Below are 25,803 nucleotides of genomic sequence, written 5' to 3'. Positions count from 1 at the left end.
CAGCCCGACCAGCGGCCTGACCGCCGAACTCCACGCCGCGCCGGGAGCCGCACTGATCGCGCCCACCGTCTGCTTCGACGCCATCGTGCTGCCCCGTAGCGAGGGCATGGCTGCCATGGTCGCCCTCGAACGGATCGCCCCCGTGCCGTGTCTCGTCACAGACACCCGCGCCACGCTGCTCGTCCTACCGGCCACTGCCCGGCACGCCCTCCCCGAACCGGGGCCTGGCACAGGGATCCGCACCGGGCCGGATCAGTGGGTGGCTCTCCCGCCTTCGCGGGGTGTCCGCTGGGACACCCCGCCATGGAACGAGCAGACACACCAGCCGATTCCCCTGCTGCACGGCAGCGACCTGGCGGCCTGCCTACACGAAAGCGGCGCACGCTCCCGAAGCACACCCGCCCCGGTTCTGGCCGAGGTGAAGCCCCCGAGTGCGCCTCCCCCGGAGCAGACCCCGCGACGCTGACGGTCGTCTGTCTGCCGGCCGTCGCCGGTTGCTGCGCTTCGCGCGCTCATCACTTACCCCCTCTGCAGGGCTGTGTTCGCCACTAAGCGGGTCCTGCCATTCCTCAAGAGGACGAGATGACGACTACAGCTGTACGGCCGCCCTGCCGTGACGGGGAGGTAATGCGGGAGAGGATCGAGGTGGCCTCTCCCCGTCGGGGCCCCGCGCCAGCCGTCCCTCAGGAGGCTGCCCAGGTAGGGGAGCTACGCCGGGACGCTGCTGCCCGGCTCGTGCACTGGGGACTGGAGGATCTGGTCGGCGAGGTCATGGTGATCATGTCCGAGCTGCTGGCGAACGCCCTGCTGCACAGCGGTACCGAACTGATCGTCCTGGACGTCAGGGTCCGGGACGGGTTCCTGGTGGTCACTGTCATCGACGGCATGCCGGGGCACGCCACGCTCAGGCCAGCTGCAGACGACGCCGAGTCGGGGCGCGGGCTCGTTCTGGTCGAGTCCCTGGCCGAGGCCTGCGGCGGTACCTGGGGAGTCAGCCGCAACGGCGCCGAGACGTGGTGCCGCCTTCCCGTGCCGACCGCCGAGAGACCCCGGGAACGACCCCGTTCCGTACGGACCGTTGAGTGATCCCCGGTCAGGGGCCAGTCGTTTTCCGTCTCTCCCTCCTTTATCGTCCTGAGGACCGTCATGTCTGACCGCACGTCTCCCGCCCGCGCCGCCGGTCACCGGCGGCGCGGCCGAAGCTGGCGAAGGCCCAACAAGCAGTCAGCCCGCGCCGATGTGCGGGCTGTGGCGGCGGGGCTCGGGATGGCCTCCGCAGTGTCCCTCGGCGCGGTGTCCGTCGACTGGTGGCTGGGGCTCGTCCCGCCGGGAGCACTCGCACTCGGCTTCGGTTCGGGGCTCGTGGTGTCCGCGGCCGTAGGCCTTCGGCAGGCTCGCCGCGCCGCAGGTGCCGTGTGCCGCGAGCAGGCTCTGGCAGCCGAGCGCCTGGTCGCTCAGGTGGAGTCCGTGGGCGCCGGCCTGGCCGGTACCGCCGATGTCCTGCGCCGGGGCGGCCGGCCGCGGATCCCCGACGACCGCCCCGTCGTACCCGACGACGGCACGCCCTTCGTCGCTGTCGAGCGGGCGCTCGCCCGGCTCGACGCGACGGCGGCGAACACGGTGGTCGCGGCTCACGAACGGTCGCAGCTCGCGGTGCGGCACGCCATGTTCCGCCACATCTTCCGCAGGGAGCACGCCCTGATCCTGCGTCTCCTGGAGGCGCTGGAGGACCTGCAGAACGAGATCAAGTCGGCCGCGCTGCTCAACCGCGTTTTCAGGATCGACAACCTGGCAGTGCGGCTGCGCCGCTGGTCGGAGAGCCTGGCCATCCTTGGCGGGGAGTCCGCGAGCACCGTCCGGTATCCCGTGACGGTCACGACCGTCCTACGGGCGGCCGTGCAGGAGATCCAGCAGTACGAGCGTGCCCGGGTCGTGCCCGGCTCGTACGGGCCGCTGCTGGGGCTGCCCGGCCACGCCGCTCCGGACATCACCCATCTTGTGGCCGAGCTGGTCGAGAACGCGACCGAGTTCTCCGCCCCGAACACCCTCGTCTACCTGCGGGCCCAACTCGTCAGCGGCGGTCTACTCATCGAGATTGTCGACCGTGCCCGGCAGATGATGGACGAGGACCGCGCGCAGATGAACGCGGTGCTCGCCGCACCGGAGCGAGTCGACGTCACCGCGCAACTGGCGGACGGGCGCATCGGCCTGCTCGTCGTCGGCATGACGGCGGCGCGCCACGGCATTCACGTCTCGCTCGCCGCGAACGCGGACGGGGGGAACACGGCTCAGGTCCTGATCCCGCAGCGGCTGCTCGTCACGGCCGAGCCCGAGCCGGTCCCGGCGCCGCGCGTGCCGAGCGCCCCGAGACAGGTCCGCCCGGCCCCGGTGCCGTCGTCCGGGCCTGCGAGGTTGACGGCCGGCGGGCTGCCCAGACGCGCCCGGTCGGACGTCCAGCCCCCCGACGCGCCGTCCGGACTGCCCGTGCGTGCGCGCACCGATTCGTCCGTCCGTCCGTATGAGAGCCCTGCCCGCTCGGGCGCCGTCACGGGCAATCCGGGCCTTGCCGGGGCGTTCCGGCGAGGCACCCAGGGCCATCCGTCAGGGGATCCCGCGCCCCGGCAGACCCCCGAGCAGTGACACGACAGCCCCGCCCCGGGGCCCCTTCCTCTTCTGTGGAGCTACGCCATGACCCACCCCCACCACCTTCCCTCGCCCGACGCGCCGTCGCAGCAGGCGCAGACGCCGTCCGAGCAGATGGGATGGTTGCTGGACCGCTTTGTTGACCGCACGTCCGGTGTCACGCACGCCGTTCTGCTGTCGATGGACGGGCTCGTCCTGCTCAGCAGCACGGCCGTGAACCGGGACTGGGCGGACCGGCTGTCCGCCTCCTTCGCCGGGCTGGCCTCGATGGGGGCGGGCGTCCCCGGTCCCGACGACACGTGCCTGCCGACCAGCCAGATCGTCATCGAGCGGGCCGACACCCTGGTCTTCATCATGGTCGCGGGTCAAGGGCAGCGGGCGGCGTTCTCCCACCAGGGCGAGACCCGGGGCACGGTTGACACCGTGCTGGGCGTGCTGGCCGATCCCGGCGCGGACGCCGGCACTGTCGGATTCCAGATGGGCCACCTGATCAGGCAGTTCGCCGGCATCATGCAGACGCCGGTCCGTACGGGCGGCGCCCGCGCCGACATCCGGTGACGTCCGGGGAGAGCTGGGCGGTCGTCCCCAGCCTGGACGTGCGGCCGTACGCGGTGGCCGGGGGCCGCACGGACTCCCGTAACTCTTCGGTGCTGCACCTGGACACGGTGCTCGAACCCGGGAACGGGCAGGCCCCCGCCCTGGCGCCGCCCGAGGCACACACCATTTTCCGGCTGTGCAGCACCCGGCGGCGTTCGATCGCCGAGCTGGCCGGGACGCTCCGCTGCCCGGTGCCCGTGATCCAGGTGCTCGTCTCGGACCTCCTGGACCACGAGGCGCTGTTCATCCCGTCCAGCACCTACTCCAGAGACCGGGCCGCCATGCAGGCGGTGCTGGCGGGACTGAGGAGGATGTGGCCCGATGCGCAGGCCGGCTGACCCGCCCGGCGTGAGCAGCGCCGCCCAGAAGGTCGTCATCGCGGGGGGATTCGGCGTCGGCAAGACCACCTTTGTGGGCGCCGTCAGCGAGATCCCCCCGCTGACCACCGAGGCTCCCCTGACCCAGGCGAGCGCCCTCACGGACATCCTCACCGGAGTGGAGGCCAAGGAGACCACCACCGTGGGCCTGGACTTCGGGCGGATCACCTTCGACGCCGGCCCGGCCGCACCTGCGGATCCCGGTGTCCCGGAACCGATGGAGCTGTTCCTGTTCGGCACTCCGGGGCAGTCCCGTTTCGCGCCCGTGTGGCGGTGGATCGTCTCCGGGGCGATCGGCGCCGTCGTCCTCGTGGACACCCGCCGCCTGGCGTCCAGTTTCGCCGCGGTCGACCACTTCGAGCGGAACCGGATCCCGTTCGTGATCGCGGTCAACGAGTTCGACGGAGCCCGCCATCACGACGCGGCGGAGATCCGAGAAGCGCTCAGCCTCGACCTCCAGGTGCCTGTTGTCTCCTGCGATGCCCGCCACGGGGTCTCCGTCGCCCGCGTGCTCATCGTCCTGGTCGAGCACGCCCTGTCCGTCCCTCCCGCATTGGACACCGATGACCCTCGACTCTGAATTCCTGCGAACCGCCCCGCGCCCGGATCCCCGCCGCATACAGGCCACCAGGGACCTCCTCGCCCGGCACGGGCTGGACGCCGGCCCGGACGCCGTGTTCGACGAGATCTGCGACCGCCTCGCCGAGGAGAGCGGGTTCGCCTGGGCGATGGTGGATTTCCACCTGGACGAGCAGCGCTTCGCCGGCCTGCACAACCCGCCCCCGGAGAGGGGCCTGCCCCAGGTGGACCGGGCCATGGACATCAGCCACGGATGGTGTCCGCACGTGGTGAGCCGCAGACTCGGCCTGCCCCTGCACAACGTCCACGCCAGCCGCCTCTACTCCGGCAACCCGGTCACCGACGCCATCGGCATCAACGCCTACTTCGGTGAACCGCTGATTTACCCGGGTACCGGTGCCGTGCTGGGCACCGTCTGCATCATCGACCAGGACATACGTCCCCTCGCTGACGCGGACCGGTACATGGGCATGGTCGAACGGGCCACCGCCGAGACCATGCACAGCATCCTCTCCCGTCCCGTCCGCACCAGGCCGTAGCCCTTGGCAGCGGCCCCGCGCCGCCGCTCGACCCGTGCCCTCATCGCCCCTGCGTGTGGCGTCCTTCCCGCGAGGACGCCGCCCGCGCAGCCCCGGCCGGGGCCCCTCGCCCCACGTACATGCAGGCAACCCCCGCTCAGGAAGGGAGACGACCCATGACCACCACCCCGCCGCCCGCGCTGGCCCCGTTCCTCACCCCCGCCCACATACTGCTGTGGGAGCACGCGCAGGAGTTCACCGACCGCCATGTCGCCCCCCGGGTGGCACGGACGGAGGCCACCCCGGGCAGGGTCGAACGCAAGACGGCCATCCTGATGGCGCGCCTGGGCTGGTTCGGGATCGCGATCCCGGCCGAGTACGGCGGGCTGGACGCCGGGCACGTGGCCCGCACGGTCATCATCCACCGCCTCTCCACGGTGTCCGCCGCCGCCGGAGCGACGCTCCAGGCCGGGCTGATCCCGGTCGGCGCGCTCCGCCACTGGGGCTCCGACGAGCAGAAGACCCAGTGGCTGCCGCCTGCGGCGGACGGGTCGGTGCTGCTGTCGATCGCGGTCACCGAGCCGGAAGCCGGCGGCCACATCGGCGGCATCGAGACCGCCGCCGAGCGGGACGGGGACTCCTGGGTGATCACCGGCAGCAAGGCGTACGTCGGCAACGCGCACATCGCCGGCCTGCACATCGTCATCGCCCGCACCGCCGCGCCGAAGACCGTCTCCGCGTCCCGGGCGCTGACCGCGTTCCTGGTCGAGCACGACCGCCAAGGCGTCAGCGTCGACCGGCACCAGCCCCGCCTGGGCCTGCACGGATTCTCCGCCGGCACCCTGCGCCTGGACCGCGTCCGCGTCCCCGCCGCAAACGTCCTCGGCACCGTCGGTGGCGGCCTGGACGTCGCGCAGAGCAGCAGCATCGTCTACGGCCGCCCGAATCTGGCCGCCGTCAGCCTCGGAATCCACGAAGCCGTCGTCCACACCACGGCCCGCTTCCTGAGGGCCCGGCCCCGGTACGGCGGCGTCCTCGCCGATCACCCGGTCATAAGAGACCGCCTCGGCGCGATGCAGGCTCGGCTTCAGACGGCCACGGTCGTCGCCTACCAGGCCGCCCACCTCCTCGACACCGGTACGCCCTGTGACAGCGAACTGATCAGCGCCAAGCTCCTCGGCCACGAGCTCGCCGCCGCCTCGGCCCGTGACGCGATGGAACTGCACGGCGCCCACGCCCTCGACACCGCCCTGCCTGTGCAGCGGTACTTCCGCGACATCCAGCACACGTACCCGCCCGCCGGCACCGGCGAGTTCCAGCGCGTCCACCTTGCCAACACCGCGCTCGGCGAGGGCCACGTCCAGTGGTCCGAACGCCTCGCCACCTGGACCGGTCCCGCAACCGTCCTGCCCGCCCCAGCCTGACAGGGAGTACCAGCACATGCCGTACGTCGTTCATCTCGGATCAACGCCACGAGGCAGCCGGGCGGACCTCACAGCCGAGGAGAACACCCCGTGAGTGATGCGGATGTCCGGCGTCCCCAGCAGAGCAGGCGGTGGGTGAGCCTCGGGCTGCTGATCGGAGGCCACACGTGGGGCGACGAACCGCAGCCGCTCGTGTACGTGCCGCGGTGCAACCCCGCGCCGAGACCGGCTCCCCGGCATGACGACGCGGACCAGAGGCACGCGGAGGTCATGCGAGCGGCCGGCTACGAATCGGACCATGTCCTCGTCCACGGCCTCCAGGTCCACAGCTACCGCACCCACGACACAGTCGGCGCCCGAGAGGCGTCCGACCACCTGCCGACCGTCCTCGACGTGGAATCAGGCCCGACCCCATGACGAAACCCGCAACGACCAGCACCGTTCCAGAGGCAGCAGATCCACCGACGCAGCGGCGACTGCTTTCCGACGCGGTCGAAAGGGCGGGCCTCGCCGCTCGCGTCGAGATGTCCGAGGACGGCACCGCGCTGGACCTCACCCTGCTCAGCAGCGGGAAGCTCCTCTTCGACCACGACACCAAGCAGGCCCGCGCCTGGCTCCGGGACCTCGGCATCGGCGCGACCGCCCGCTACAACGACACGCGGGACATCGTGCTCAGCGTGCCCGTCCCGGAGGTGGAGCGGCTGATCGCGGTTCTGTTCTCTCCTGCTGTGCTCGTCGGTGTGCTTGCCGCGAACCTGGACGACCTGCTCGCCCGCCACCCCTTCCTGTACAGCGTCAACGTCTTGGGGAGCGGCACCGTTGAACTGACCCTGCACAACTCCGCGGAGTACCGGAGCGGTGCCCTATTCGCCGCGCTCTGTGGCGCGTCCGGCATCGCCGACGGCGTTGACCTGACGCGCGGCAAGGGCATCGAGGCGCTGACGGCACGCCTGTCCTGGCTGGTCACAGGCATCACCGGCTCCCGCTTCGTGTTCGACGGCCTCCCGCCGTGCCGCCACGCTCCGGACACCCTGCGGTGCCGACTCACCCGCGACCAGATCCGGCTCCTCACGGACCGCATCAACGCCGGACAGCCCAAGGAGCACGCCCCTGACCCGCGCCCGCCCCGGCTGGCTCCGCCGAAGACTCGTCCCGACGACTGCCCGGAGGGTGCACTGATGCCTGCCCAACCCGCCCCCGCCGCGCCGGACACCCAACACCAACTCCTCGCCGACGCTTTCGACCTGGCACGCATCGGGGCCCGGATCGAGGTGGCCGAGGACGGCACCACGCTGGAAGTGAACCTGTCCTCCCTCGACAAGCTGCCCTTCGACCGCGACGTCGCCCAAGCCACCGCCTGGCTCACCAGGACCGGCGTCGAGGCGACAGCCCGGCTCAACGACAACGGGGATGTCCTGCTCGCCCTGCCGGCCCACGCGTCAGCCGGGCTGGTCTCGGCGCTCCTCGCCCCCCACATCCGGATCTGGCAGACCTCCACTCGCCTGAACGACGTGCTCACCGCACACGATCTCGCAGGCGGCACCGCAGTCAGAGACACCGGCGTGATCGTCCTCAGGCTCTACGACTCCGAGGAAGACGAGACCGGGCAGCGGTTCGCGGCGCTCTGTGGTGCACCCGGCATCGCGACCGGCCTCGACCTGGGACGGGACGAGAGCAGCATCCATCATCTCGCGGAGCGCCTGAGCTGTCTGGTCTCCGGCATCACCGGCTCCTACGTCGTGGCCGAAGGGACCCCGGGCTGCCGGCACGAACCGGACGAGCTGGCCCTCACCTTCTCCGTCGACGGCGCGCGCCTGCTGGCCGAACGCCTCGAATCCCAGCTCCCCCCGGCTGCCGCGGGAGACACCTCGTGACCACCCGTGTCCTCCCCGCCCCGCCCGCCGACGACGACGGACCCGAGGCCCGCAGACTGCTGGGCCCGGCGTGGGACAGCTCCTGGCCCCGTCTCGTGTCCACCAGCGGATTCGACGTGGTCCGGGCGCCCGAACAGTACGCCGCGCCCGCCGTCGAGCACCTGCGCCGACTCCGCGCGCCCCACGGATCGGTCGCCGCTGAAGGCGCCGACCTCCAGTTCTTCGTGCCGCCTGACTCCGGCAGCCTCCCCTGGCCGGACATCGTCACCTACATCACCCGATCCGCCGTCTGGGTGCCGCACCGCAGCGCACACCGCCTGGGGCTGACCCTGCGGTGGGCCGTCCGGGACGACGAGACGGGGCGGCTGCTGACCGCGCCCCTCGTCCTGTGGGCCACCCTCACTGCGCTCGCACCCCCCGCACGCCCTCGGCCACCGGCAGCCGCCCCTGGCTACCGAGGCCCCAAGCGCACTCCTGTAAGGACCACCCGATGATGAGCACAGCGAAGCACGCCGCCGCCGACGGCACACCCGCCGAGACCGCCCTCAACCCTGCCGGCCCGGACCGCGAACCGCCCCGGTCCGTCTACCAGGTGGGGGTGCTGACCTTCGCGGCGGACTTCGCGGAGGCCGTCGCCCTCGTGGAGGAGCGCGACGTCTGGCTTCGCAGCAGGGCGTTCCCCGCGGCCCATCCCGAGGCCCTGGACGCGTACCGAGGCGGGGCACACCGCGCGGTGGGACTGGCGGAGGACGGTCTCCTGTCGCGTGCGCCATCATCAACCCCGCCCCCGACCTGCGGCACTGGGGCGCCGCCGGGGCCCCGCCGGGGTTGTACCTTCAACACCTCTACACGCTGCCGGACCGATCTGCCGATGACGCCACCCGCATGTTCACCCTGTGGGCCTCGGACTACGCCGCCCGCTGCGGCCTGCCCGTCGTGCGCACCGAGACCATCCCCCGCGACCCGGACGACACCGATCCCATCTCGGCCCTCTTCAGCCGGTGGAGCACCCTCGGCTGGCGTCACCTGGCGACCGGTCCCGACGCGGACGGCCGCAGGACCGCCCGCCTCGAACTGCCCGCCGCCCGGCGCCCCGGTCTCGAGCCACTGATCGGCTGCACCGTCCCCGTCTCCGTCCTCCCGACCGCCGAGCCGAGCACCGCATGACGACCACCCCGCCCCTGCGCCCCGGCATCGCCCGCACCGGTGCTCCCACTGACCCCTTACCAGGTCCGTACGGGCCGCCGCTGCGGCCACAAGAGGCACCCGAAACTCACCCCGGAGCTGGCCGAGGCCGAGCTGGGGAAGACCGGGTACGAGCCGCTCGCCCCGTACCCGGGCCGCGCCGCTCTCCAATGGTCCGTTCGCTGCACCGAGCCGGCCTGCGGCTGGTAGCGCTCGGTGAACCTGCGGAACGTCCGCGGCTGCGGAGATGCACCCATGGCCGCCCCAGGAAGAGCGGGACCGCTGTCACGGACGCAGTCCGGGACAGCGCGGTCCGCGAACTGGCGGCGGCTGGCTTGAAGCCCCTGGAGCCCTGCTCAGGCGCGGTCAGACTTCGCTGGCGGGCCGCTGCGCAGCTCCGGAGTGCAGTCGGCAGCGCATCCACGCCCTCAAGCAGATCCGCTGGGGTAACCGGTGCGCCCACACCAGGAAAGGCCGCGAGGTCCCGGCAGCCGCCTGCACATTTACTACCCCATACGAGTCGGAACCTGGCTCTTCCAACCGTCCCTGTAACGCGATCACAGATGTCTAGGGTGATGTCATGACTACGGTCCGAGAAACCGATGACACGGCGGCCTCGCTCCGCGCGGCCATGGTGAGCGAGCTGCACGAGATGGGGGTGTTCCGGTCCGAGGCGGTCGCCAAGGCTGTCGCGACGGTACCCCGGCACCTGTTCGCGACGGGGGAGCCGCTGGAGTCGGCGTATGCCGCCAACAAGGCCCTGGTGGTCAAGCGCGACAGGCAGGGCAATGCGCTGAGCTCGCTGTCGGCCACGCACATCCAGGCGGTGATGCTGGAGCAGGCCGAGATCGCGCCGGGGATGCGCGTGCTCGAAGTGGGCTCCGGCGGCTACAACGCCGCCCTGATCGCCGAACTCGTCGGGGAAGCGGGCACGGTGGTCACCGCCGACATCGACGCGGAGATCGTGGAGCGCGCCCGCGCTTGCCTGGACGCGGCCGGCTACGGCGGCGGCCGAGTCCAAGTGGTGCTGGCGGACGCCGACGGCGGCGTACCCGAGCACGCGCCGTTCGACCGGATCATCGTCACCGCGGGAGCCTGGGACATCCCTCCGGCGTGGCGGGAGCAGCTGTCCGAGCGGGGCAGGATCGTCGCCCCCCTGCGCATGAGGGGGATCACCCGGTCGTTCGCCTTCGACCACGACGGCAACGACCTCGTCAGCGCCAGCTACCGGCTGTGCGGCTTCGTGCCGATGCAGGGCAGTGGCGCCTACACCGAGCGGCTCCTCCCGGTCACGGACGGGGTCGCTCTCCAGATCGACGACCAGCGTCAGGAGTTCGACATCGAGGCCCTGGCCGCCGCGGTGCACGCGCCCCGGATGGAGGTCTGGTCCGGTGCCGCGTTCGACATGCCCGACGAGCTGGAGCTGTTCCTGGTGACCAGCACGCCCCGGATGGTGATGCTGCACGGCAGCCAGCACCTGGTCGATCAGGGCGTACTCGCGCCGTCGGTGACGCGCGGTGTCCCGGCCCTGGTGGCCGGCGGCAGCTTCGCGTACCGGACCAAGCGGCCCAACGAGGAGACCGGCGGCTTCGAGACCGGGGTGTTCGCTCACGGCCCCGAGGGGGAGACCGTCGCCGCCCAGTACGTGGAACTGCTGCGTCGGTGGGCGTCCGACCACCGGCGGCGCGGTGCCGCCTGCATCCGCTACGTGCCGATGCCCGAGGGAGACGCCGAGCCGTCCGCGCAGATCGTGGCGAAGCGGCTCGGGTCCGTCGAAGTCTCCTGGTCCTAAGCTCCCCAACCCCTGCCAGAACAGCAGGGGATGGGGCTTTGTGCACCACCCGACTCTCATGGAGGTTGTTGTGTCCGTGCAGTTCGAGGAAGTGGTGGCTACGGCTCCCGCGCCGGCAGATGGCCTGGAGGGGAACGACGACTGGGACCTGGACGTCTCCATCGTCGAGTCCGGTCCCGAGGCCGACCGGCTCATCCAGATGACCGATGACGGCTGCGGCCGCACCTGCCAGTCCGCCTGCCCGACGACCTGCCCGTGAGTCGTCCGGCTTCTGAAGTTGGTGGTGTCCGGCCGCGCCTGCGGCCGGGCACCACCCGGCGACAGGAGGGTCGCTCGTGTACGAGTCCATGGATGCGGCCATGCTGCGTGCGGCGGCCTGGTCGCCGGCCCACGGCATACGGTCCTGGCCCGACCTGACCGGCGACGGTGGCCCGGCATCGTGGCGGCCGTGGCTGGAGCGGACGTTGCGGGTCCCTGGGTTCGCCGCCGCTGTGGAGCAGGCCAGTCCGGTGCTGGCACACCGCGTCCAGCAGATCTGTGAGGGGCGGCAGTTGCCGGAGCCGGCCGTCCGCAAAGCGGTGGTGGCCCTCATGCGCTATGCGCTGCGTGCCTCGAGCCGGTCCACTCCCTTCGGCCTCTTCGCCGGAGTGGCGCCGACCCGCATCGACGACGCCTCGGCAGCACGCATCGGCACCGGCCACCAGGCCGTCGCCCGGCCGGATGCCACCTGGCTGGCGACGGTGATCGAAGGGCTGGAGGCCGACCGCGTCCTCCAGGCCCGCTTGACGGTCCAGGCCCATCCGCTCATGGTGAAGCGGGACGGCCACGTGGTGCTGGAACACCGCCCTGCGGGCAGTGGCGGTGGCGCCCCGCAACGGGTGCAGGTCCGCCTCACCACACCCGTCAAGGCTGCGCTGGAGGCGGCCCGCACCCCCATCCGTACGACGGATCTCGCGGCCGAACTGACCGCCGACTTCCCCCACGTTCCCGCAGGCGCCGTCTGCCAGCTCCTGGCGGGCCTGATCGCCCAGCGGCTTCTGGTCACCAATCTCCGCCCGCCGATGTCGGCCACGGACCCGCTCGCCCATGTGCTGACCGTCCTCGGCGCCGAGGACACTGCGGCGACGGCCGAGTCGACGGTGAAGCTGCGCGAGATCGCCCGCGCGCTGGCGCGGCACAACACCACCACCGACCCGATGACCGCCCGGGCCGCACGTGCCGCCGTCACCGCGGTGATGCGCGACTTCAGGCCGGTGGCCGGGCCGGTGCTGTCGGTCGATCTGCGCCTGGACGCCGAAGTGACGCTCTCCACCGCGGTCGCGGCCGAGGCCGCGCGGGCGGCCACCGCGCTCGTCCGTCTCTCGGGCCGCCCCGCGCTCTCCCGTGCCTGGACGGCCTGGCACGGCCGCTTCCTGGAACGCTACGGCCCGCGCGCTGTCGTGCCGCTTCTTGAGGCGGTGGACAGCGACACGGGCCTGGGGTACCCCGCCGGTTTCCTCGGCGGCCCACCCGCCCCTGCGCCCGCTCCCCTGAGCGAGCGGGACACCAAGCTGCTGGGGCTCGCGCAGAACGCGGCCCTGCGCCGCCACCTCGAGATCGTGCTGGACGACGCCATGGTGACCGACCTCGCCGAGGAGACCGACCCGACGATGCCCATCCAGCCGACGACAGAGCTGACCGTACGTATCGGGGCCCGCAGCATACGAGCCTTGGATGCCGGGGAGTTCACGCTGGCCGTGGTGGGGGTGTCCCGGTCTGCCGGGACGACGAGCGGCAGATTCCTGAGTCTGCTCGACACCCGCGACCGGAAGCGGATGGCGGAGGCGTACGCGGCGGCGTCCACCACGACCGAGAGCGCGCTGACCGCCCAGGTATGTGCGCCCCCGCTGGATGCCAGCACCGAGAACGTCGCCCGGACCCCACAGGTGACGTCCGCCGTCGTCCACCTCGGCGAGTGCCACGAGACCGACGACACCGATCTGGTGCCCGTGGAGGACATCGCCGTCACCGCGGACGCCCACCGCCTGTACCTGATATCGATCTCGCGGTGCCGGCCGGTCCAGTTCGTGACCATGCACGCGGTGGAGCCGACCCGCCGCATCCATCCGCTGGTGCGGTTCCTCACCGAAGCCACCCACGCGCTGAGCGTCCCGTGCACCACCTTCGACTGGGGCGCAGCCGCCGGCCTGCCGTTCCTTCCCGCGCTGCGCCACGGGCGCACGATCCTGTCCCCGGCCCGCTGGCGCCTCACCGCCACCGACCTCGCCGACCCCGCAGCCGACTGGGGGCAGTGGTACCGGTCCCTGACCAGATGGCGCGAGCTGGTCGCAATGCCCAGCACCGTCTACCTGGGCGAGGGTGACCAGCGCCTCCGTCTGGACCTGGCCGAGACCTCGCACCGGGCGTTGCTGCGGGCCCAGATACGGCGCGACGGCATGGCGGTCCTGCGCGCCGAGAGTGCCGCCGACGCGGGCTGGATCGACGGGCGCCCCCACGAAGTCGTCATCCCCCTCACCACCAACCGCATCCCCCTCAAGGCGCCGCACTGGCTGCACACCAGCCTGGTGACGGGGCACGAGCCGGGCCGCCTGCCCGGCTGCGACGGGCGGTTCCTCATCAAGCTCTACGCACACCCGGACCGCCACACCAGCATCCTCACCCGCCATCTGCCCCACCTGCTCCGCCGGCTCGGCGACGAGGTTCAGTGGTGGTTCCTGCCCTACCGCGATCCCGACGATCACCTGCGGCTGCGGCTGACCGTCCCCGACGGTCAGGCCGCCGACGCCGCCGCGACGATCGGTTCATGGACCGGGCGGCTTCGCCAGGCCAGGCTCCTGGCCCGGGTGCAGTGGGACACCGACTTTCCCGAGACCGCCCGCTTCGGAGGCCCCCAGGCGTGGGAGGCCGCCGAGGCGTACTTCGCGGCGGACTCGATGACCGCCGCCGCGCAACGGGCCGCCTGCGCGGCCAAGGACGGGCCAGACCATCGGGCCCTGACCGCAGCCAGCATGCTGGACCTGGCCATCGGCCTGATCGGCGGCCCTGGCGACGCGATGCGGTGGCTCATCGATCGCGCCCGGACCACCGGCACGGCACCGGACCGTGGCCTGTACGACCAGGCGATCGCCCTGGCCGACCCCCACGACCGCACCGTGCTGACCGGGCAGCCCGGAGGTGGGGAGGTCGTCGCCGGGTGGACGCGGCGCCGCGACGCGCTGGCCGCCTACCGCAGTGCCCTCGCAGCCACGGGAGGGGCGACGACGACCGTCCTGCTGCCGGAGTTGCTGCACCTTCACCACACGCGCATGGCCGGCCTCGACAAGGAGGCCGAGCGCCGCTGCGTGCACCTGGCCCGCGCCGCTGCCCTCAGCTGGACCGCCCGTGCGACCAAGGGAGCAACGTGACGCCGATACCGCAGGCTCTGGCTCTTGCCGACACGCTGGCCGCAGAGCTGTCCGACCCGCGCACCGCCTGGGACGCGGCACCGCCGGGCGGACGGGCTTGGCCGCAGTCCCTGGCGGGCGGCGCCGCGGGCATCGCCCTGCTGCACATCGAACGCGCCCACTGCGGCCGGGGCGACTGGGACACCGTGCACACCTGGCTGGCCTCGGCCGCCCGCGGCGACCTGACCGCAGCCGCGAACGCCAGCCTCTACATGGGGGCCCCTGCCCTGGCCTTCGCCATGAACGCCGCAGCAGGGAGCTCCAGCCGCCGTTACCAGCGCGCTCTGAAGAAGCTGGACGACGCCACGATCACCGTCACTCGACGGCGCCTGGCCCAGGCCCACGCCCGCATCGAGCGCGGCGAGGCCCCGGCGATGAAAGAGTTCGACGTGATCCGCGGGCTGGCGGGACTGGGCGCCTACCACCGCACACGTCACCCCGACCACCCGATCACCGCAGACGTCCTCGCCTACCTGGTACGCCTGACCGAAACCCGCCCCCAAGAGCACGCGCTCCCGCCGTGGTGGACCGACGTGGCACCCAACGGCGAGGTCAGCCCCGAATACCCCGGAGGCCACGGGAACTTCGGCATGGCGCACGGCATCGGCTCCGTCCTCGCCCTCCTCTCCCTGACCCTTCTCGACGGTCCTGCCGCCCCCGGCACCCGCGAAGCGGTGGAACGGATCTGCGCCTGGACGGACCAGTGGCTCCGGCATGACGCCACCGGCCCCTGGTGGCCCGGCTTGATCACCCCCGACCAGGCCCGGCGCCACCAGGTCGCTCCAGCGCTGCGGCCGAGACCCTCGTGGTGCTACGGCATCGCCGGCACCGCCCGCGCCCAACAGCTCGCCGGCATGGCCCTGGGCGACACCGCCCGTCGGCAGACCGCCGAGACCGCCATCCTCACCACCCTCCAGGACCCGACCCAGCTCGACGCGCTCACCGATACCGGGCTCTGCCACGGAACCGCCGGGCTGCTCCAGGCCGCCTGGCGCATGGCCACCGACGCCACCACGGGTGCCCTCTCCGCCGAACTGCCCCGCCTGACCGACCGGCTCACTCACCAGCTCACCCACCTGGCCGACCGCGACCCGGAACTCCTGGACGGCATCACCGGCAGCGCACTCGCCCTGCACACCCTCGGCACCAACGCCGCCCCGGAATCGGGCTGGGACACCTTCCTCCTCCTGGCATAGACGGAAACGGAGCCGACGGACATGGACACCTCCTGGCGGCAGGTCAACATCGCGTTCCCCGACTGGGACAGCGCCGAGCACACCGCCCTCACCCACCTCGCGCCGCTCCTGGCCACCGCCGAGACCGCCCGCCTCATCGGCCCCTGGTTCTTCCTCCGCAAATCCCCCCACTGGCGCATCCGCTACCAGCCACCCGGCGACCGGCTCATAGCCGAGAACCACCTCCTTGAGGCCCTCGGCCCCCTCCAGCAAGCCCAGCACATCACCACCGTCACCCCCGTGATCTACGAGCCGGAAACCCACGCATTCGGCGGCCCCGAGGCCATGACCTGCGCCCACCAGCTCTTCCACCTCGACACCCGCCACCTGATCGACCACCTCACCCGCCACCCCGACCAACCGCGCCGACGCGAGCTGTCGGTGCTGCTGTGCACCGCGCTCCTCCGCGCCGCCGGCCTCGACTGGTACGAGCAAGGCGATGTCTGGGCCCGCGTGGCCGACCATCGCGACCCGCCCCAACTCCAACCGCCCGACCGCCTGAAGACCCTGCGGGACGGTCTGCGCCATCTGATGACCGCGGACATCACCCAACTCACCCGCGAGAACGCCCCGCTCACCGTCCCCGCCACCTGGCCGCACGCCTTCACCACCGGAGGCCGCGAACTCGCCACCCTCGCAGCCGCTGGCCGGATGCACCGCGGACTGCGAGCGGTCCTGACCCACCACCTCATCTTCGCCTTCAACCGGCTCGGGCTCCCGCACGCCACCCAGGCCACCCTCGCCGCAGGCGCCAAAGCCGTCGTCTTCGGACCCGACCCGACCGGCGAGAACCCCAGTAGGTAACGCGACGCGCTTGGAAATCACGGACGTCTGTGACCAGACTCCGCAGCCAGGCTCCCTCCAGGCCGATCAGGAATCGAGCATGCTGGCCGGTGAGTGTCGGCCCGAGGCGGCGGCGCAGGGCGGCCCTGCGCCACGATGGTGCGATGCACTAGGAGCCGCTGGAGGAGTGGGCGCGGCGCCGCGAGGAGCGCCGGAACGCCTCGAAGGGGAAACTGCGTGCGGTGCTGCTCGCCTCAGGTCCGCACTGTGCGGCGCACGTCGAGCCCCACGAGTATAGGGCGAGCGAGGAATTGGCCGGCACCCAGTGGGTGACCGTGGGGGTCGCCCCTTGATGGGACTCGTTGGAAAGCGGTTCTGACCGCGATTCCGTGAAAGTCCAAATCAGGGCGTGAATGCAGGAACGTTCACTCGGGGCAGTTCTTGGCACACACAGCCGGTCAACTCTCTTCCCCAGAGCATCACCTGGGGCCCGCGGGCCGCGTCGACGGCGACGCAGAACAGCTGGCCTTCGACGAAGTAGGCGTACACGGCAGGCGCCGCCGGCCCCGTGCCGAACTCCAGGCCCAGGATCTCCCGAAACGATGGATCAACCTGGAACCGATTCAGTTCGGTCATGCCCGACAGCACTGCAGCGACCTCGGTGATACCCATGCCAAAACACAGCGGTCCGACGCCTTCCAGGGGGATCAGCTCCCAGCCCACTCGGTCCGGCCCCATCACAGCACCCGAGGTTCTGCTGCCGCCATCTCTCCGCCTGTCCCCACCCACACACCGAGCCACCCCGGCCCCGGCGCTCGACATCACCCCGGCATTACACCAGACCCAAGATCGTTCACGGAACTGCGGTCAGAACCTTGAAATCGGCCACCCTCTGCTCGGGGAGACCCCACACCTGCTCACTGGCTCTCCCCACCCATACGGCAGCTGACCTGGGGCGGGACGGCACAAGGGAGGGACGCCCGATAGCCAGACAAGTCCAGGGGCGGGGGGCTGTCCAAGAAGGGCGAAGCCCAGCGTTTTCTCGAGTGTCGAGCGGGCGACAGGCATGTGTGACAGACATCTACGGGTTGTTCAGGAGGTACGGCATGTTCGCTACGTGGGAGCCGGTCTCCGACGCTGCCCGTCATCGTCGAGCCTGAACCGTTCCCGTTCCCAGGGCGTCCATACGGGCACCTGACACAATGGAGCCGCCGCAAGATGAGCACATCCGAACCACCTTGGTCGCACTGCGCACACGGTGCAGACCGTGCTGCCAACCCTGTTGGTTGCCGCGGTATCCACGTCCCCGGCCACACCGCGTGCCTCGCCCACCTGGCCGACGCCGATCGCGACGCCTACCTGGCTAGCTTGGCTCCCGGCGCCAGCATTGACCACCGGGGTACCACGTTCACTGGTTGGCTCCTCATGGCCCTGCTCAACGCCCTCCAGGATCCCGCAACCGGTGCCGCCCGCATAGGCGAAGCCAGGTTCGAGTCGGCGACCTTCGAGCACAGCGCCTGGTTTCTGTTCGCGACCTTCGAGGGCAACGCCGGATTCGAGGCGGCGACCTTCGTGGAGGCTGACCGGTTCGGTCCTTTGGTGTGTGCTGGGCAAGTTGGGCTGTCCGGTGCGGTGTTCGGTGGCCCAGTAACCCTCTCGTTCGTTGCGCGCCGTCTGGAGTGCCGTCGCACTCGCTGGTCATCGACAGCGGAGATCCGTCTGCGCTATGCCACGGTGGACTTCGCTCATGCGGTGTTCGAGTACCCCCTCACGGTCGCCGCCGAGCCGGATCCGTTCGTGCTCATCGACGGCCGACAGCTCCCCGAAGAGCCCTTTGCGAGCTCGTCCGACCCCGGGGTGCGGGTGGCGTCGCTGCGTGGGGTAGATGCGGCCCATCTGGTCCTGGCCGACCTCGGCCTGTCGAGATGCCTGTTTGCTGGCACGGTCCACCTAGGGCCTGTCTGATGTTGTGATCTCTTTGTTGAAGGTTCCGGCCTTGGCGGGCCGGAACCTTCGGTAGAACAGTGCCTGTGACTCGAGCGCAACTGACCGATGATGACTGGGACTTCATCGCACCCTTCCTGCCGATCGGCGCCTTCGGCCCGTATCCACAGAATCTGAGGGCCCAGTTCGAGGGTGTCGTGTGGAAGTTCCGGTCCGGGGCCCAGTGGCGGGAGATGCCCGAGCGCTTCGGGCCGTGGCAGACCGTCTACGACCGGTTCCGGTACTGGCGGAAGACCGGCGTGTTCACCGCACTGCTCGACGGCGTGATCGCCGAGGCCGCCCGGCAGGGCAAGGTGGACCTGGCGCTGGTCAGCGTGGACTCGACCACGGCCCGGGCCCATCACGACGCGGCCGGACTGCCCGTCGACGCCGAGGTGCTGGACGCCCTGGAGAAGGCAGCCGCCGAAAAAGGGGCACAGGCGAGGAACAAGACGGACACCGCGATCCCGCCGTCGAAGAGCGCCGACGGCTGACCAGGCGCCGCAGGGCCCGCCTGGCGGCAGCGAGTCTGGGCCGCTCCCGCGGCGGCCTCACCACGAAGATCCACCTTGCGATCGACACGGCCTGCCGCCCGTTGGCCGTCATCGTCACCGCCGGGCAGGCAGGGGACAGCCCCCAGTTCGTCCCCGTCCTGGAGAAGATCAAGGTCCGTGGGCCGGTCGGCAGGCCCCGAACCCGGCCCGGGGCCGTTGCCGGCGACAAGGCATACTCCTCTCGCCGCAATCGCACCTACCTGCGCAGACGCGGAATCAAGGCAGTGATCGCCGAGCCGAGGGACCAGGCGGCGAACCGCCGGAAGAAGGGCTCGCGCGGCGGGCGCCCCGTCACCTGCGACCCCGACCTCTACCGCCAACGCAACACCGTCGAACGCGGCATCAACAAGATCAAAGCCTGGCGGGGCCTCGCCACCCGCTACGACAAGGACCCCGCCAACTACCAAGCCGGCCTCGAACTCCGCGCGGCACTCCTCTGGATCCGCGGCCTCCAGACCGTCCGGTGATCACAACATCAGACAGGCCCTAGACCAACTCCGTCTGGAGGGGGCCTGCACTTTCGACACGGCTCCGCCCTCCGTGCATTGGCGGCGTTGGCCGCCCGTGCGGTTCACCGCGCGCCGCGTCCTGGCCGAGGAACACCACTGGCGCGTCAGCCAGTCGGGGGCAGTGCGGGGCTGGAACGTGGCGGTCCTCGGCGGCGGGCGGGCAGGGCCGTTGTAGTTGGCTCCGGTGTACCGGGCTCTGCGCAAGGCCTTCGAGGACGGAAAGCACGAGCCGGGGGCTGCGGACTTCTACTACGGGGAGATGGAGATGCGCCGCCACGCCGACGACATCCCCCGCAGTGAACGGGTGCTGCTGACCGCCTACTGGGCGCTGTCCGGCTACGGCCTGCGAGCTTCCCGGGCCTTGGCCTGGCTCGGGACGGCAATGCTCCTCACCATCGTCCTGCTGATGGCCTGGGGCATTGCCCAGGACACCCCGAAGCAGACCGCGACCGGCACCGTCCCGGCCGGCGGGGGCAAGGTCACCTTCGAGATCGACAGAGACGATCCCCAAAACCCCACCGGCAACTGGTTCACCGGCGAGCGCTTCGAGAAAGCCCTGAACGTCACCCTCAATTCGGTGGTGTTCCGCTCCTCCGGACAGGACCTGACCACCGTCGGCACCTACATCGAGATGACCTCCCGCCTGACCGAACCCGTTCTGTTGGGTCTGGCCGTCCTCGCCGTCCGCAACCGCGTCAAACGCTGACGGCCCTGCCCGTCCAAGCGGAGCCCTGTGAACGGTTCGGCCGAATCGTTCACGTGCCTCACTTGCCTGCACTGCCGATCATGCCGTTGACATCACGAGTTCAAGCTCAGTGATACAGCAAGCCCCTGAAAGCCCGGAAAGTGCCTCCGACCAGGTCAGGTGCCCTTTCCTAGGTGAAGCCGCAGGTGGCGGCAGACGAGTCGGGCTGTACGCCGCATTCTGTCGGCCTGCGGGCACCGATGCACCAGGCGCACTCGGCCAATCAGACCATGCGATCAACCGCCTGAGCTTCCAGCCAAGCCTCCACCTCCGGCCAGCGGTAGCGCAAATAGCGGCCGACCTTGTGAGCTCGCGGACCCTGGCGTCGATGATTCCATATGTAGACCGTGTTCAGCGGTACACCCAGGAAGTCGGCCAGTTCCTCAGCACTCATCAACGGACAACGGCCCCCTGCGCCACTGGAGGCTTCTGCCGCACGGGCAGTGGTTAGACGCATGGGTACTCCATAACGGCTCGGACTGGAAGGAGAGAACCACGTAAGCGTTAGTCCGCTGTGGCGGCACACGGAACATTGACATGAAATTCCAGCCGGTCCAAATAGAAGAACTGAGACGGAACTCCTACGCCCCTCTCGAACTCCCGATAGACATCAGCGAATCCTAGGCTAGGCCTCGTCGAATCCTCGCCGATGCTTCGACGAGGATTCGACGAGGCCTCAGCGAAAATTCGTCTCGGTACGATCCCCCTACCACTCTGCACCCTTTGCCACGAAGACCCAGAGAACACGTTTGACATTCTCAGCTTGCCTGGATCAACATCCCCTTAACTCAGGGCGCGATGAACGGTCACGCGATCTCGCCATCGATGACGACCCTGACACGAGAGAACCGCAAAAGGTACTTCAGGGCCCGCTGTAAACCAGGAGTTGAGTCCATGCCATACGACCGCTGGCACAAGTCCCGCCCGAAAAGCGGGGAGTCGACCTGCAGGGAACACGGCAAGGTTCCCACGACGGATCACGGGGTCGGGAAGCGGTGGCAGGCCCGTTGGCGTAACCGGGAAGGCATCCAGCAGACGGAGTTGTTCCGCACCGAGGCCGAAGCCCGCAGGCACGAGACCAAGATGCGGTCCGGAGTGGACGACGGGTCATACATCAACCCTCGCGCCGGAGAGGTCAGGGTCGGTGAACTCGCACTCACGTGGCTCAAGGGGCACGAGCACAAGAATCCGCGCACATACCGACGCCACAGGGAGCGGGTTCACCTACACATCATCCCTACCGCAGTCGGGAAGATGCGCGTAAAGGACGTGAACGCGTCGTCTTTGTTGGACTGGCTGCACGACCGTCGTCGGCTGCTCGAAAGTTCCACGCTGCGCCTGGTCTTCGACAATCTTCGGGCTATCTTTGACCTGGCCGTGGACGACAGCCTGATACCCAAAAATCCATGCCTCGCCAAATCGGTACAGGACGCCAAGCCGAAGCGAGGAGATGGCGGCCGGGCAGAGCTGACCCTGACGTGGGAGGACACCGAGAAGATCCGTGCCGAACTTCCCGACCGCTACAAGGCACTCGTCGACTGCGGTCGCGGCCTGGGCCTTCGTCAAGGAGAGATATTCGGCCTGTCACCAGAGGACATCGACTGGGCACACCCGGACGGCCCGATGGTGCACGTGCAACGGCAAGTAGTCCACGACGGCTCGTTCCTGGCATACGCCCTCCCCAAGGGCGGAGACGACGAGGACCCGAAGGACCGGTGGGTCGAACTGACCGACGACGTGGCCATTCCCCTGCGCGAGCACATGGAGAAATACCCGCCCGTCGAGGTGACCCGGCCGTGGGGCAGCAAAGGCGGCTACCCGGTCACGGTGCAGCTGATCTTCTACACTCGAGAGAAGACCGCCATTCAGTCGAATTGGTTCAACTCCTACCGCTGGAAGCCTGCTCTGGCAGCGGCCGGCCTCATCAAGCCCCTTGACCCCAACGCGAAGGGACGTCGCTGGGAGAAGTCCCGCGACATGATGATGCACGCCCTCCGACACCTGTACGCGTCGATGATGATCAACGGCGGGGTGGACGTGTACACGCTCGCAGATCGACTCGGACACGCCGATCCCGCGTTCACTCTGCGTAAGTACGTGCACCGGGTCGTGGGAGCCGGCTCCAAGATCCGCATCGCGGTCCGCAGCGCTTACACGAGGGCCGCGTGACTCCTGCACTGTTCGGCTTGTGCAACGACCGTGCAAGATGATCTTCGAACGGGTGCGTTTGCACAGGTCAGACAGGTCATATATGAGTTCCGGGACATCTGAACGGCGCGGTGCCGTGCCCCTGGGAGACGAGGGGCACGACACTCCTAAACGCCTACTGACCTGCGGTTACACCCTTTCGCGATCTTCCGATGGTCATCGCTGTTTTTCATCACCTTGCGCAACGCGCGTGCAAGATGATCTCGAAATGGTGACGGAGCATCAGAGGCACCTGATGTTCCGTCAGCCTTCACGGAGAGTGCTCGCCGAAGGGGCCAGGCCCTCGCCCGCGAGGGCGGCTACGAGGCTCTGGCGACGGGCTGCCGCGACCTGCTCTTCCACCCGGACCACGCCACCGACCCGGCCGTTGCGGCCGAACGGCTGCGCTGCGTACGGGCCTACGGGCCCGAGCGGTACTCCGCCCACACCCGCGCGCTCGCCGCCCGCCAGGACCGCACCGCGCTGCTGCGCTCGGCCGGCGTGCCGCTCGCGGTCAGAACGGCCGCCGACGACCGGGTCGTCACCTTGGCCGAGCAGCGACAACTGGCCGACGCCACGGGCGCGTTCTTCGCCACCGTGGCGCGGGCCGGGCACAATGCTGCCCGCCGAACGGCCCGCCGAGCTCGCCGCCGTCCTGACCGACTGGCTCAGCGGAGCCTCCCGTACCACCACCGCCTCCCGCACGGAACAGGAAACGACCACGACCTCCGCCGTCCCCACGGGCCCGCTGCCCGCCCACCGCGTCCACGGCCAGGGCGACACCACGCTCTTCCTGCTGCACGGCGCTTACGGCGGCCCCGGCTACTTCGACGAGTCCGTGCGCCGCTACACCGCCGCCGGGCTGCGCGTCGTGGCCTGGACCTGCCCCGGCTACGCGGACACGCCGATCCCCGAGGGATACTCGGTCGAACTGGCCGCCCCGTACGCGGCCCGACTGGTGGCCGCCGAGGGCAGCCGGGTCAACGTGCTGCTGAGCCACTCCATGGACGGCCTGATCGCCCCCAACCGGGCTGCTCGGCGACCGGCTGCACGGACTGATCCTCTCCGCATCCTCGGCGGGCTTCGCCAACCGCACCCCGCAGGACCGGGCCCGCTACCTCGCCGAACGGGTCGCCCCGATCACCGAGCAGGGACTGACCATCGCCGAGTACACCCCCCGGCTGCTGAAGACGATGATGGCGCCCACCTCCCCCGGCCCGCTGGTCGACCGGGTGGTGGAGGTCATCTCCGCGATGCGCGCCGAGACGTTCCTCGCCTCGATGAAGGCCATCACCGCGTACGACAGCCGGCCCGCGCTGCGCACCCTGACGGTGCCGACGCTGCTGGTGGCGGGCGAGCACGACCCGGGCTGCCCGCCCGCCGGCATGCGCCACATGGCCGAGCTCGTCCCCGACGCCGCTTACGTCGAGATCGAGGACGCCGGCCACTACGCGTTCGCCGAGCAGCCCGACGTCTTCCACGAGACGACCACCGCCTTCATACGGCGGATCCAGAAGATCCACGCCTGAAGGCAGCGAGGACGTCCCGCACCTCCCGTACGGCGCGCTCACGGCGGCGCGGGAGCGGGGATCGCCTCGTACCGGTCCAGGGCGCGCCGGCGGACCGGACCGGTGCGGCGGCCGGCCCGCAGCACGGCCAGGGCGGCGACGGCGCAGCGGCAGGCCTGTTCGGCTCCGCCTTCGTGGCGGACGCGGGCAGCGGCGGGACAGGCGGCGCGTCCGCCGCACCGACCGTCAGGATGGCCGTGTTGAGCCGTGCCTGGGGTGAGCCGATCTCCCACTCCCACCAGTCGCCCGTCTCGGTGGTGTCGGCGTGGTGGATCTGGGCGTGGAGGAAGTCCAGGCCGCCGACGATCGCGGACCCGAGAGCGGCGTTGCCGTACAGCGCCCGGCCGCTGCCGTCGTCGGCCGTTGTTCCGGGGGTGGCGTACGCCGTCGCCAGAGTGGCCAACTGCTTGTAACCGGACGTCATGCTGGCCGGTGTGGACAGTTCCAGGCCCGGCCACAGGGAGTTCGCGGAAGCGTCCGCGGACAGTGAGTTCCACAGGCCGGTGGCGTTGGCGGACAACAGGGCCAGAGCGCCGGTGAAGGCGTCGTCGGCGGGGTCGATGTCCCCTCCGGTGAGGATCTCGGCCCACAGGGAACGCAGTGTGCCGTACACGTCGTCGGCATCGTCGGCGGCGCGAGTGGCCCCGGGAACCAGTTGGAGGGCACCGGTGATCCCGGTGAGCGTCAGCGCTGTCGCGGCCGGGAAGCCGCGGCGTCCCAGGGGCAGGGTGCTTCTGTGCAGGGTGTCTCCTTGTCGAGGGGCGCGACTCGGGGTGGGTGGTGCCGGCTCACGGGTCCTGCGGAGAGCCGGTGCAGGGGTTCTGTCGTCGCACTCGCGCCGTCGCCCGGGGAGCGACTCTGCGACGGCGTGGGGACACCTCGCGGCCGAAGGCCGCGGGAGGGAGTCCGACGGCAGGGTCTAGGAGGCCACTTCCGCGGGGAGCCGGCGGAGCAGCCGCAGCAGGCGGAAGGTCTCCTCGGCCATCGCCTCGCGTCCCGCTCCCAGGTGGTGGCGGGGGTCCACGGAGGTCGCGCGGGTGCGCAGTGCGCGGCGGACGGCTCCGGTGAAGGTCGCGTTCAGGTGGGTCGCAATGTTGATCTTCGTCATGCCGTGGGCCACCGCCTTGACCAGGTCCGCGTCGCCGACTCCGGAGGAGCCGTGCAGGACCAGGGGCACGGGGACGGCATCGCGCAGCGCGGAGATGAGGGAGAAGTCGAGGACGGCGTCGCGGACGAGCATGGCGTGGGAGGTGCCGACCGCGACGGCGAGGCCGTCGACACTGGTCGCGGCGGCGAACGCGGCGGCCTCCCCGGGATCGGTGCGTGCGCCCGGAGCGTGGACGCCGTCCTTGCCACCGACCTCCCCGAGCTCGGCCTCCACCCACACCCCGTGGCGGTGGCAGCGTTCCACGAGGGCGGCGGTGGCGGCCACATTCTCGTCGTACGGCAGGGTGGAGGCGTCGTACATCACCGACGGCACTCCGAGAGCGACCGCCTCTTCGACCAGTTCGGGGGAGGTGGCATGGTCCAGGTGTACCGAGACCGGGACGCGGGCCGCCTCGGCGGCGGCGAGGGCGGCGGCGGCCAGGGGACGCAGAGCCCCGTGGAAGCGGACGGTGTTCTCGCTGATCTGGAGGACCGCGGGTGTCCGGGCCTGCTCCGCGCCAGCGATGATCGCGGTGATGTGTTCGAGCTGGACGACGTTGAAGGCGCCGAGGCCGTGGCGCTCGGCGGCGGCTGCCGAGACGAGCGTGCCGGTTCCGACGAGGGGCATGGGAATTCCTTCGGTCCGTGGGCAGTGGGCAGT

25 protein-coding genes and 2 pseudogenes are annotated in these 25,803 nt (G+C 70.5%); 22 read left to right on the top strand and 5 right to left on the bottom strand.

The genetic code is table 11. From position 1 onward, the window contains the following. The first annotated feature begins 582 nt into the window (after positions 1–582). From ACFV9M_RS11070 to ACFV9M_RS10990, 17 genes are all read left to right on the top strand, one after another. Positions 583–1,086 (top strand): ATP-binding protein, encoded by a 504-nt coding sequence (locus ACFV9M_RS11070; RefSeq protein WP_385102390.1) that lies wholly within the window; start codon positions 583–585, stop codon positions 1,084–1,086. Positions 1,087–1,266: 180 nt separating this feature from the next. Then, positions 1,267–2,640, top strand: coding sequence for an ATP-binding protein (locus ACFV9M_RS11065; RefSeq protein WP_385062797.1), 1,374 nt, complete (start codon positions 1,267–1,269; stop codon positions 2,638–2,640). A gap of 48 nt (positions 2,641–2,688) precedes the next feature. Beyond that, positions 2,689–3,201, top strand: coding sequence for a roadblock/LC7 domain-containing protein (locus ACFV9M_RS11060; protein WP_385062798.1), 513 nt, complete (start codon positions 2,689–2,691; stop codon positions 3,199–3,201). Continuing rightward, a complete protein-coding gene (locus ACFV9M_RS11055) occupies positions 3,198–3,578 on the top strand; it encodes a DUF742 domain-containing protein (protein ID WP_385062800.1) in 381 nt (126 codons plus the stop codon). Before ACFV9M_RS11060 ends, ACFV9M_RS11055 begins: the two co-directional genes overlap by 4 nt. Then, a complete protein-coding gene (locus ACFV9M_RS11050) occupies positions 3,562–4,197 on the top strand; it encodes an ATP/GTP-binding protein (RefSeq protein ID WP_385062802.1) in 636 nt (211 codons plus the stop codon). Before ACFV9M_RS11055 ends, ACFV9M_RS11050 begins: the two co-directional genes overlap by 17 nt. Beyond that, positions 4,181–4,735: a GAF domain-containing protein gene (locus ACFV9M_RS11045; protein WP_385062804.1), complete on the top strand. Its 555-nt coding sequence runs from the start codon at positions 4,181–4,183 to the stop codon at positions 4,733–4,735. The genes ACFV9M_RS11050 and ACFV9M_RS11045 overlap by 17 nt, the downstream gene beginning before the upstream one ends. A 119-nt stretch (positions 4,736–4,854) precedes the next feature. After that, on the top strand, positions 4,855–6,138 hold the full coding sequence (locus ACFV9M_RS11040) for an acyl-CoA dehydrogenase family protein (RefSeq protein ID WP_385062806.1): 1,284 nt from the start codon (positions 4,855–4,857) through the stop codon (positions 6,136–6,138). A gap of 90 nt (positions 6,139–6,228) precedes the next feature. Beyond that, complete coding sequence (locus tag ACFV9M_RS11035) at positions 6,229–6,555, top strand: endonuclease/exonuclease/phosphatase family protein (RefSeq protein WP_385062808.1); 327 nt, start codon at positions 6,229–6,231, stop codon at positions 6,553–6,555. Next, the gene (locus ACFV9M_RS11030; protein ID WP_385062810.1) at positions 6,552–8,012 is read left to right on the top strand and encodes a hypothetical protein; all 1,461 of its coding nucleotides are present in this window, start codon (positions 6,552–6,554) and stop codon (positions 8,010–8,012) included. The genes ACFV9M_RS11035 and ACFV9M_RS11030 overlap by 4 nt, the downstream gene beginning before the upstream one ends. After that, the gene (locus ACFV9M_RS11025; RefSeq protein WP_385062812.1) at positions 8,009–8,506 is read left to right on the top strand and encodes a hypothetical protein; all 498 of its coding nucleotides are present in this window, start codon (positions 8,009–8,011) and stop codon (positions 8,504–8,506) included. The genes ACFV9M_RS11030 and ACFV9M_RS11025 overlap by 4 nt, the downstream gene beginning before the upstream one ends. A gap of 391 nt (positions 8,507–8,897) precedes the next feature. Next, positions 8,898–9,179 (top strand): hypothetical protein, encoded by a 282-nt coding sequence (locus ACFV9M_RS11020; RefSeq protein WP_385062814.1) that lies wholly within the window; start codon positions 8,898–8,900, stop codon positions 9,177–9,179. A 598-nt stretch (positions 9,180–9,777) separates the two neighbouring features. After that, entirely contained in the window at positions 9,778–10,989 is a 1,212-nt protein-coding gene (gene fxlM / locus ACFV9M_RS11015) for a methyltransferase, FxLD system (RefSeq protein ID WP_385062816.1), read from the top strand. Between the two features lie 70 nt (positions 10,990–11,059). Beyond that, positions 11,060–11,248 (top strand): FxLD family lanthipeptide, encoded by a 189-nt coding sequence (locus tag ACFV9M_RS11010; protein WP_385062818.1) that lies wholly within the window; start codon positions 11,060–11,062, stop codon positions 11,246–11,248. Between the two features lie 76 nt (positions 11,249–11,324). Then, positions 11,325–14,393 (top strand): lantibiotic dehydratase, encoded by a 3,069-nt coding sequence (locus ACFV9M_RS11005; RefSeq protein WP_385062820.1) that lies wholly within the window; start codon positions 11,325–11,327, stop codon positions 14,391–14,393. Then, positions 14,390–15,628, top strand: coding sequence for a lanthionine synthetase C family protein (locus ACFV9M_RS11000; RefSeq protein WP_385062822.1), 1,239 nt, complete (start codon positions 14,390–14,392; stop codon positions 15,626–15,628). The genes ACFV9M_RS11005 and ACFV9M_RS11000 overlap by 4 nt, the downstream gene beginning before the upstream one ends. 21 nt (positions 15,629–15,649) lie before the next feature. After that, positions 15,650–16,471: a thiopeptide-type bacteriocin biosynthesis protein gene (locus ACFV9M_RS10995; protein WP_385062824.1), complete on the top strand. Its 822-nt coding sequence runs from the start codon at positions 15,650–15,652 to the stop codon at positions 16,469–16,471. 158 nt (positions 16,472–16,629) lie between these two features. Beyond that, complete coding sequence (locus ACFV9M_RS10990; RefSeq protein WP_385062904.1) at positions 16,630–16,803, top strand: DUF6087 family protein; 174 nt, start codon at positions 16,630–16,632, stop codon at positions 16,801–16,803. A 49-nt stretch (positions 16,804–16,852) separates the two neighbouring features. Here ACFV9M_RS10990 and ACFV9M_RS10985 read toward each other — a convergent pair whose 3' ends face one another. Further along, a complete protein-coding gene (locus ACFV9M_RS10985; RefSeq protein WP_385062826.1) occupies positions 16,853–17,173 on the bottom strand; it encodes a hypothetical protein in 321 nt (106 codons plus the stop codon). 702 nt (positions 17,174–17,875) lie between these two features. Here ACFV9M_RS10985 and ACFV9M_RS10980 point away from each other — a divergent pair. From ACFV9M_RS10980 to ACFV9M_RS10970, 3 genes and pseudogenes are all read left to right on the top strand, one after another. Then, positions 17,876–18,415, top strand: a complete 540-nt coding sequence (locus ACFV9M_RS10980; protein ID WP_385062828.1) for a pentapeptide repeat-containing protein — start codon at positions 17,876–17,878, stop codon at positions 18,413–18,415. 65 nt (positions 18,416–18,480) lie between these two features. Continuing rightward, positions 18,481–19,454: pseudogene (locus ACFV9M_RS10975) on the top strand (IS5 family transposase). A gap of 19 nt (positions 19,455–19,473) precedes the next feature. Continuing rightward, a pseudogene (locus tag ACFV9M_RS10970) lies at positions 19,474–20,202 on the top strand (hypothetical protein); the annotation flags it as partial. A gap of 262 nt (positions 20,203–20,464) precedes the next feature. On the opposite strand, the gene ACFV9M_RS10965 reads toward ACFV9M_RS10970, so the two are convergent. Continuing rightward, positions 20,465–20,635, bottom strand: coding sequence for a helix-turn-helix transcriptional regulator (locus ACFV9M_RS10965; protein WP_385102387.1), 171 nt, complete (start codon positions 20,633–20,635; stop codon positions 20,465–20,467). Positions 20,636–21,135: 500 nt separating this feature from the next. Between ACFV9M_RS10965 and ACFV9M_RS10960 the strand changes: the two genes are divergently transcribed. Beyond that, a complete protein-coding gene (locus tag ACFV9M_RS10960) occupies positions 21,136–22,410 on the top strand; it encodes a tyrosine-type recombinase/integrase (RefSeq protein ID WP_385062832.1) in 1,275 nt (424 codons plus the stop codon). Positions 22,411–22,692: 282 nt separating this feature from the next. On the opposite strand, the gene ACFV9M_RS10955 is transcribed toward ACFV9M_RS10960, so the two are convergent. Continuing rightward, positions 22,693–23,151 (bottom strand): hypothetical protein, encoded by a 459-nt coding sequence (locus ACFV9M_RS10955; protein WP_385062834.1) that lies wholly within the window; start codon positions 23,149–23,151, stop codon positions 22,693–22,695. Positions 23,152–23,459: 308 nt separating this feature from the next. Between ACFV9M_RS10955 and ACFV9M_RS10950 the strand changes: the two genes are divergently transcribed. Next, positions 23,460–23,957 carry an alpha/beta fold hydrolase gene (locus tag ACFV9M_RS10950; protein ID WP_385102401.1) on the top strand — a complete coding sequence of 166 codons (498 nt, stop codon included), beginning with the start codon at positions 23,460–23,462 and terminating at the stop codon, positions 23,955–23,957. Here the strand turns inward: ACFV9M_RS10950 and ACFV9M_RS10945 are convergent. Further along, complete coding sequence (locus tag ACFV9M_RS10945) at positions 23,926–24,609, bottom strand: hypothetical protein (RefSeq protein ID WP_385062836.1); 684 nt, start codon at positions 24,607–24,609, stop codon at positions 23,926–23,928. The genes ACFV9M_RS10950 and ACFV9M_RS10945 overlap by 32 nt on opposite strands. A 306-nt stretch (positions 24,610–24,915) precedes the next feature. Continuing rightward, the gene (locus ACFV9M_RS10940) at positions 24,916–25,770 is read right to left on the bottom strand and encodes a ketose-bisphosphate aldolase (RefSeq protein WP_385062838.1); all 855 of its coding nucleotides are present in this window, start codon (positions 25,768–25,770) and stop codon (positions 24,916–24,918) included. Positions 25,771–25,803: the final 33 nt, after the last annotated feature.

Origin of the sequence: Streptomyces sp. NPDC059895, from assembly GCF_042731035.1 — a bacterium.
Taxonomy (GTDB): Bacteria; Actinomycetota; Actinomycetes; order Streptomycetales; family Streptomycetaceae; genus Streptomyces.
This window is presented reverse-complemented; position numbering and strand designations above follow the sequence as displayed.

Coding starts and splice junctions, on each gene's coding strand:
- ACFV9M_RS11070 (WP_385102390.1), top strand. CDS start 583: ATGACGACTACAGCTGTACGGCCGCCCTGCCGTGACGGGGAGGTAATG.
- ACFV9M_RS11065 (WP_385062797.1), top strand. CDS start 1,267: ATGGCCTCCGCAGTGTCCCTCGGCGCGGTGTCCGTCGACTGGTGGCTG.
- ACFV9M_RS11060 (WP_385062798.1), top strand. CDS start 2,689: ATGACCCACCCCCACCACCTTCCCTCGCCCGACGCGCCGTCGCAGCAG.
- ACFV9M_RS11050 (WP_385062802.1), top strand. CDS start 3,562: ATGCGCAGGCCGGCTGACCCGCCCGGCGTGAGCAGCGCCGCCCAGAAG.
- ACFV9M_RS11045 (WP_385062804.1), top strand. CDS start 4,181: ATGACCCTCGACTCTGAATTCCTGCGAACCGCCCCGCGCCCGGATCCC.
- ACFV9M_RS11040 (WP_385062806.1), top strand. CDS start 4,855: ATGCAGGCAACCCCCGCTCAGGAAGGGAGACGACCCATGACCACCACC.
- ACFV9M_RS11030 (WP_385062810.1), top strand. CDS start 6,552: ATGACGAAACCCGCAACGACCAGCACCGTTCCAGAGGCAGCAGATCCA.
- ACFV9M_RS11020 (WP_385062814.1), top strand. CDS start 8,898: ATGTTCACCCTGTGGGCCTCGGACTACGCCGCCCGCTGCGGCCTGCCC.
- fxlM (WP_385062816.1), top strand. CDS start 9,778: ATGACTACGGTCCGAGAAACCGATGACACGGCGGCCTCGCTCCGCGCG.
- ACFV9M_RS10995 (WP_385062824.1), top strand. CDS start 15,650: ATGGACACCTCCTGGCGGCAGGTCAACATCGCGTTCCCCGACTGGGAC.
- ACFV9M_RS10980 (WP_385062828.1), top strand. CDS start 17,876: ATGGCCCTGCTCAACGCCCTCCAGGATCCCGCAACCGGTGCCGCCCGC.
- ACFV9M_RS10965 (WP_385102387.1), bottom strand. CDS start 20,635: ATGAGTGCTGAGGAACTGGCCGACTTCCTGGGTGTACCGCTGAACACG.
- ACFV9M_RS10960 (WP_385062832.1), top strand. CDS start 21,136: ATGCCATACGACCGCTGGCACAAGTCCCGCCCGAAAAGCGGGGAGTCG.
- ACFV9M_RS10940 (WP_385062838.1), bottom strand. CDS start 25,770: ATGCCCCTCGTCGGAACCGGCACGCTCGTCTCGGCAGCCGCCGCCGAG.